Annotated in this window: 7 protein-coding genes; 3 read left to right on the forward strand and 4 right to left on the reverse strand. The window is 38.8% G+C overall.

Annotation, left to right across the window (positions count from 1 at the left end):
• Nucleotides 1-111: 111 nt before the first annotated feature.
• Nucleotides 112-1014 carry a LysR family transcriptional regulator gene (locus tag QME45_14170; GenBank protein MDI6619776.1) on the reverse strand — a complete coding sequence of 301 codons (903 nt, stop codon included), beginning with the start codon at nt 1012-1014 and terminating at the stop codon, nt 112-114.
• 225 nt (nt 1015-1239) lie between these two features.
• On the opposite strand from QME45_14170, the gene QME45_14175 reads away from it, so the two are divergent.
• The 3 genes from QME45_14175 to QME45_14185 are packed head-to-tail and all read left to right on the forward strand — an operon-like array spanning nt 1240 to nt 4696.
• Nucleotides 1240-2493: an FAD-dependent oxidoreductase gene (locus tag QME45_14175; protein MDI6619777.1), complete on the forward strand. Its 1254-nt coding sequence runs from the start codon at nt 1240-1242 to the stop codon at nt 2491-2493.
• Nucleotides 2494-2513: 20 nt separating this feature from the next.
• Nucleotides 2514-3989, forward strand: coding sequence for an SLC13 family permease (locus QME45_14180; GenBank protein ID MDI6619778.1), 1476 nt, complete (start codon nt 2514-2516; stop codon nt 3987-3989).
• Nucleotides 3990-3991: 2 nt separating this feature from the next.
• Complete coding sequence (locus QME45_14185) at nt 3992-4696, forward strand: DUF6198 family protein (GenBank protein MDI6619779.1); 705 nt, start codon at nt 3992-3994, stop codon at nt 4694-4696.
• 162 nt (nt 4697-4858) lie between these two features.
• On the opposite strand, the gene QME45_14190 is transcribed toward QME45_14185, so the two are convergent.
• The 3 genes from QME45_14190 to QME45_14200 form a co-directional block, all read right to left on the reverse strand.
• Nucleotides 4859-5674 carry a hypothetical protein gene (locus QME45_14190; protein ID MDI6619780.1) on the reverse strand — a complete coding sequence of 272 codons (816 nt, stop codon included), beginning with the start codon at nt 5672-5674 and terminating at the stop codon, nt 4859-4861.
• Nucleotides 5675-6013: 339 nt separating this feature from the next.
• Nucleotides 6014-6733, reverse strand: a complete 720-nt coding sequence (locus QME45_14195) for a hypothetical protein (protein MDI6619781.1) — start codon at nt 6731-6733, stop codon at nt 6014-6016.
• 48 nt (nt 6734-6781) lie between these two features.
• Entirely contained in the window at nt 6782-7180 is a 399-nt protein-coding gene (locus QME45_14200; protein ID MDI6619782.1) for a hypothetical protein, read from the reverse strand.
• Nucleotides 7181-7410: the final 230 nt, after the last annotated feature.

The raw sequence follows: 7410 nt of genomic DNA on the forward strand, positions 1-7410 counted from the left end.
GCAGGCCTTAGAACTTACAAAACTTGAATCTGGCGAATGAGTGTTCAAAATAACACAAACTTAAATTACGAATTGAAGTTGCCGTGGGTTTTATATTTTTTGTATGAATCATCATTTTTTCAGATTGTGGCTGTAATTTATAACGAATTCCCGAAACATGGAGATGATATTGTTTTTATAGGAATCAGCCATCGTGGCAAGATATATGTTTCTTTTGATTGTGGGTTTAAAGGGAACACCCTTGATATCGCGCCCGTTTGCGTACTCCATAACCTGGGCAGAGGTGAAAGCTATGGCAAGTCCTGATTCTGCAATTTGAAGGCATACGTCGGCCTGGGAGCTTTCGCCGATTATAATCGGATTTGTATCGGGAACGGATAAGGATTTCTTAAGCACGGGATATATGTTGGACTTTTTTGACACCATCATTATCATTTCCCTGTCGAGATCCTGCGCGGTAATGTACGTTCTTTCCGAAAGGTGATGTTTTTTGCTCATGATTGCCAATATATCGCTTTGGGAAACAAGATCGAAATTGATTAAATCATGATCGCCCTTAGTATAATTTCCAGTTACAAAGGCACAGTCGAGTTCATTATCCTGAAGCTCATCCAAAAGCACGGAACTCCCGTTTATATAAACTTTAATTTTTACCAGCGGATACCTTTTATTGAACTCATTCATACATTTATCTATGTTGGCATATCCGAAAGTCCACAACAGCCCAACCCTGATCTTGCCGGAGTTGGGAGAGCAATAATTCCCAAGTGCAACTTGAAGTTTATCTATATCGGATAGAATCCTTTCAGCATAATAAACAAAGTCATTGCCTGCCTCAGTCAATGTGACTTCTTTTTTCCTATTTCTTATAAAGAGCATTACCCCGAATTCTTTTTCAAGCAGTTTAACCTGTTGCGAAAGAGTCGGCTGAGAGATATAAAGTTCCTCCGCCGCTTTGGTGAAATTTTTAGTATCCGCAAGTTTAATTACATATTTCAGCTGGTTTATATTCATGTGCCACCTCTTGTTATAGTTTTTATCTATCAAAAATGTGCTTATTAATTATTATACAAATGAAAGAACTTCATGTAAACTATATATAATACAAAAATTCTATTTTTTCTGTTTTTGATTTTATTTATTAGTAAATAATATACAATATGTAATTTTAATTTTTTATTTAAAAGAAAAACAGGAATTTTTGTATTTTATAATCAAAATCTTAAAGGAGGGGAAAAATTGAGAAACTATACTTATGATGTCGTGGTTGTCGGCGGCGGAGCAGCAGGAGTCGCCGCTGCGTTGGGAGCATCCAGGGCAGGAGCCAGGACGATTTTAATCGAACGCAATGCTTGCTTTGGCGGCCAAGCAACAAATGCACAGGTCACAGCATTTTGCGGATTTTATACAAGGGGAAGCAAGCCTGACCAAGTTGTTATGGGAATAGGAGAGGAAGTTCTCGCAAGGCTCAGGGCATATGGTGCGGATACTCGACCGACCATCTCAAAATCAACCGGTAATGCTTCAATCAGGTTTGATCCCGAACTTATGAAGCTCGCCTACGACTCGATCCTTTCGGAAAGCAGCGTTAAATATTTACTGCATACTCAGCTAATCGATGTTAAAAATAATGATGGTATTATCGAGGAAATCACATGCATCGATGATGAGGGACATTTTACGGTAAAAGCCAAATCGTTTGTTGATGCCTCAGGGAATGCCAACCTTGTGAATCTTGCAGGTATCAAGACAAATTGGGGAGATTCCGAAGGGAACGTGCAGCAATCTTCGCTGTCGTTCAGGATTGACGGACTTCCAAAATGTGATATCCTGAAATCAGACTTGGAAAGAGCCATTAAACTTGGCAAAAGCCAGGGCATCAAAAATCTTGAAAAGGAAACAGGCCTTATTATCAAAATACCAAGTGCGGATTATGGGTATTGCACGATTCCAAGCAAAATATTAAACGACTTGAGTGCAGAAACTATGACAAATGCGGAAATTGAATTGAGAAAACAGGTAAATGCATATGCCGCTGCCTTTAAAAACAACATTCCAGGTTTTGAGCATATACGTGTTACCGAATCCGGTCCTCAAATCGGAATACGTGAAGCAAGGAGGATAATCGGCGATGCTACGCTTTATGGAATTGAAATCGTAAAGGGAATAAAATCAGACGACAGCATTGCAAGAGGAGGATGGAGCCCCGAGATGCACAGGAGCAACACAAGACTTGAGTATACTCATATTGCAGACAACGATTACTTTTCCATACCGTTAGGAGCCCTCAAAGTTAAAGATGCGCAAAATCTGTGGGCTGCAGGAAGAACGATATCCACGGATTCATTGGCCTTGGGTTCGGTTCGCGTCATGGGAACCGGGTTTGCAACCGGTCATGCCGCGGGAGTCGCGGCGGCTTTGACATTGGGCAGCAAAAACTACGATGTAAAAAATGTGCAGAAAGAATTGATAAGGCAAAATGCACTTATTTAATTAAAGAGGAGAGAAAATAAATGGGGGAAAATAAACAAGTTAACAAAACACCAGTTAAAAAAATAATTTTTATAACCATTGCTTTATTCATCGTTTTGTTCTTTAGATTTTTACCGGCGCCGAATGGATTGTCTGTAAGTGGCATGCATGTCATCGGTACATTTCTCGGCGTGCTTTTGCTCTGGATTACAATAGGGATCGACTGGCCGAGTCTTCTGTGCCTTGCATCGCTTTCGTTCATACCATCCCTTGGAATCGATACGGTACTTAAAAGCTCATTTGGCAACTCGACATTTGCATTTTTACTGTTTACATTCATGTGCACATATGCTATTTCGAAAACAGGATTCATAAGAAGAATAGCTCTGGCATTCGTAACAAGCAAATTGGCAAAGAGGGGTCCTTGGCAGCTTGCGATATCATTTCTGGCAGCCGTCGTAATTATTGGATGCTTCATGTCGCCAACAGTTTTATACTTTGTAATGCTTCCTATTCTTGAGGAGATATACAGCGTGCTCGCCTTGAAAAAAGGCGATAAGTTCGCATCGATGCTTGCCATGGGTCTTGTTTTTTGTACCAGCTTATCGGCAGGCATGACTCCGATTGCCCACGTTTTTCCGGTGCTTGCAATGGGAGTTTACCAATCGGCAGTTAAGACAACCATAAGTTATGCAAATTACATGGCATTTGCAATTCCAACCGGTATAATTCTTTTTGTATTGTTGATGCTCGTGTTTAGATTCATACTCAATCCACCAGTTAAAGAATTTGAAAGCATGGATCAGAGCAAATTTGAGGCTTTGAAAAAGGAAATTCCCGAATCGGATATAAGGGAAAAGCTTATATTTATAATATTCGCATTCGTTGTCATTCTCTGGGTGGCGCCCGGAATCATAAAACCGGCACTCCCGGAAGTCGCAGCATTTATCAATAAATATGGAACGGCAATGCCGCCGCTTCTTGGCGTTGTAGTTATGTCGATAATAAGGATTGAAGGAAAACCGCTGCTGAACTTCAATGAAGCCATGACAAAGGGTGTTTCATGGCCAAGTTTGATAATGGCTGCATCCACTCTTGCAATCGGTTCGGCTATGACAGACAAAAAGATCGGGCTTACGACTTTCTTGACTTCATCGATTAAACCTGTAACTCACAATATGCCTGTTCTGCTTTTAATCATATTGTTTGTCACATGGGCAGCCATTGAATCCAACCTGTCCTCCCACATGGTTACAGCACAGCTTGTTGCAACAATTGCAGTTCCGGTTGCGCTTGCAAGTACGGGCTTTAATGCACAGGCAATCGCATGTGTCATCGGAATGGTGGCATCGTTTGGTTCGGCTACTCCGCCTTCAATGCCTTATGTTGCAGTTGCCGGAGCCTCAGGGTGGACCGACGCCATGGAACTGATTAAATATGGATTTACAATGATGTTTGTCGTCATTATTATCGCTGTAACGTTCTCATACCCGATTGCTTCGCTCCTTATGCGCTGATAATGAAGACAAAAATTGTAAGGAAAAGGCTATTCCCTTGTGAAGCGGCTTTGACTGCGGCAATACTTTTGAACAGTTTAACCTTGTGCCTGTTAGTCAAGAGCTCCTTTGGGATATCGACACTGTCATCAGTGCCTTTGGCTTTATCAAAGATTTTTACATCGATAAGCCTTGGCACATGGACTACTGTAATTCAGACGGCAACGGTTCTTTTGCTTATATTTATAACAAAACAGCCAAGGATAGGATATTTCTTTTCCTTCCTCGTTGCGATCATCTTTGGATTCTTTGTCGATATCGATACGCATATGATGCTTTCGTGGTCTCTTTTACTTCCATGGAAGATATGCTATTTCCTGATTGGCTTTATAGGAATGGCATTCGGCGCGAGCCTATTCATCAAATGCAGGCTGCCGATTACACCATTTGATTTGTTTGTAAGGGATTTGTCTAGATACAGCGGCAAAAATATAAAATTAGTAAAAACTACTTATGATTTTATTTGCGTAGCTCTTACCATTACTCTTTCACTAAGTTTTCTGCATAAAATCGTCGGCATTGGCATTGGAACAATACTGGGGATGATCTTTACCGGGACGATAACACAATTCTTTGTTAAGAAGTTGGATTCTTATTTTATTTTCGTACCGGTAACAAAAACAGGAAAATTTTTGGTAAAGATAACCGAGATATCAAAGAAAAGCTAAGCAGTATTTACAAATATTAAAATCGAAGCAAATTGAGAAACGATTATAGCGTTAGAATCATATATGCCATATCAGTAAAAAAACTGTTGCAGTGACTACTTCTTAGTGCAACAGTTTTTTTCTTGCGAAAATATTCCTTTAGAAACAGGAATTTTTACCAAATCAGCCTAAACCGTAAAATCTTTTTTTGAATTCCGATGCCCCAGGAAGATCAGACTTTCTATATATGTGGTATGCAGGGTAATGGGTATCGACATATAGGGTGAATCCTAATACTGCTGCTCTTATGCAAAAATGCCTGTCTTCCCCCCAGAAGCTCACGTTTGGTATCCTTTCATATGATACGCCGCTGTCAATAGCTTTTTTTGAAATAAGAGTGCATCCGCCAAGCCCACCGACCTTATATATACCCGGCACCCTCAGCATATCGATAAAATTTGTTGTCCTTTTGTTTATTTCGGAACTTGAAAGGCCCATCGTATGTTCGACTTCATAAAGTGTATAATTGTCATACAGCCAGACCTGGGGAAATTCTTTAGCCCCGGGAACCCATCTGGTCCAGAATATTTCAGATATGATATCCTCTTTTAACCCTGTTAAAAATAATATTGTTTCAGGGTGTATAAGCAAATCGGAATCTATCATAAAAAGATAGTCATATTCTTTTTCCTTGCAGTATTTGAGAATATTATTCCTGTAGCCTGCAACTTTCCAGATGAGATTGTCAGTCCATTTATGCGTAACTTCCGTATGGACATATTGTTCTTTATTATTTGTATCGATTATTTTTATGCCGCATTTTTCTGATTTAAATTCCCTTAATATTTTTTTTGAGAGTTCATCGGTATTATTATCTATAAATAAGAAATCCATATTCAGGTTATCTTTATTTAAATTTGAAAGGGAAATAAGGAATTCTTTCAATATTGCAGGTTCTGTATTCACAGGGCTCCCTATGAGAATACTTGCGTCACCCATTTTATTCCTCCAGTATAATTTAGCCGCTTATGGGTGCATTTTTTATATTTGAAGAATATTATTCCAATCGCCAAGCTCACAGTCTTAAGAGTTTGTAAATTCGTTTTGGGCAGAATCAAAACTCGCTATGCTCAGACATTGATTCTGCTTATCCAAAACTTCGTTAACAGACTCTAAAGACTTTCCGCTAATGCTCTTTCCATAATATTCTTCAAATAATCTTTATACATCCGCCGCTTATGCTCATTTAATAAAATATGCCATCTCTTATCAGGATTTAAGAAACGGCATATTAGGGCTAATAGTGCTGCTGCAGTTTTTCAAATTTGAAAGCAATATTTAGCTGCAAATAAAATCTTCAGGATTTCCCTGAACAAATACGTCTTGATCGATTCCTATCTTATCTATTATGTCCTCTGTTATCGAAAGCGTAACCGTAGTTGCAAGTGCAGGAGGTGTCCCTGTACCGTTATTCCCTGTGCCGTCTACATCCACTAAAAAGTTCATGCATTTTAAAAGTACATGCGACTGGAGCGAACAATCATTCAACTGATCCTTTGTCAATTCGTGGTCGAACTGAGTAAGAGGTATATCAGCAGTATATACGAAGTTGCCATTTACTATCTGCAGTGTTTCTTTTGGATTTGTGTTACTGATATTCTGTGGTTGTGTCAGGTCGTATTCTGTCATTACGCTTGTGCCCATATCATCAGGCAGTACTATCAAGCTTGGGGCTGCAACATCCTGGAACTTTGTAAGCAAAAACACCTTGAAGGAGATAGAAATCCTCGATTTTGAATTGCATATTATCGTATTCGTCGGGCAATCGGTAAGGCTTAATATTACCTCGCTTATGCACTGTACAGGGTTTAGACTGTCGACGCCTGCATTGTTGATGTAAAGTGTAACAGGCTCTTTTGTCCCGTCAGGTAACCCTGTCAAAGGATCTCTATGCTCTTGAAAAAGTATCTGCGTATTATTTCCGATGTATCTTGCAAGTATCCTCTTGACAAAAATGTCAAGCTGTTGCGGCTCTTGCTGTATCTTAAATTCTCCCATTAATATTTTCCCTCCTTATGAACTATTTGATGTATTCGCAGTGTAATTCTAATCTATACTATGCATATTGCCATCCTGGTGTGATTTTCTATAAATTATTTTTTTTACAAACTGCTCGAAAAAACCTGAGTCATCGTTTTTAAAATCGGATAACTGTTTTGCAAGCAGTTCGTATTTCTCACTAAGTACCTTATTTTGAGCAGTCAAATTATCGATTTCCTCGTTTTTTTTATTCAACATGGACGACAGGTTATGAATTTTTTCATTCAGCCTCTGCTGAATTGACTGTGATTCACTTATAACGTCCTCAGTCAATTTGTCATATTTGTTTTCTATTTCCTTTATCTTTATTTCCAAATTTATATCTGTCTTTTTATCGCTTCCATTATCTTTTATAAGAGGTCTCCAACCGCTGCTGTAATTTGACCCATAAAAGATATCCGGCACTATACCACTTCCATTTTAAATCTGCTATATTTATTAATATATGCTGTATATTGCATTTTGTTCAATTTATATAATAGGCTCAAGTTTGCATGTACCTTTATGGCGAGGATTTTTACAGCAATCGAAGGATTGTATTAATCCGATTCGTAATATGAAATATGGCATAAATAGGATCATGTTATTTTGAGCAACGAATGAGCATTATGAAAGTTTTGATAAGTTCTTGGCTT

This window comes from Clostridiales bacterium, from assembly GCA_030016385.1.
GTDB lineage: Bacteria > Bacillota > Clostridia > Clostridiales > Oxobacteraceae > JASEJN01.

Excerpts from the sequence above, each read along its gene's own strand:
- QME45_14170 (MDI6619776.1), bottom strand. The coding sequence starts at position 1,014 with ATGAATATAAACCAGCTGAAATATGTAATTAAACTTGCGGATACTAAA.
- QME45_14180 (MDI6619778.1), top strand. The coding sequence starts at position 2,514 with ATGGGGGAAAATAAACAAGTTAACAAAACACCAGTTAAAAAAATAATT.
- QME45_14185 (MDI6619779.1), top strand. The coding sequence starts at position 3,992 with ATGAAGACAAAAATTGTAAGGAAAAGGCTATTCCCTTGTGAAGCGGCT.
- QME45_14190 (MDI6619780.1), bottom strand. The coding sequence starts at position 5,674 with ATGGGTGACGCAAGTATTCTCATAGGGAGCCCTGTGAATACAGAACCT.
- QME45_14195 (MDI6619781.1), bottom strand. The coding sequence starts at position 6,733 with ATGGGAGAATTTAAGATACAGCAAGAGCCGCAACAGCTTGACATTTTT.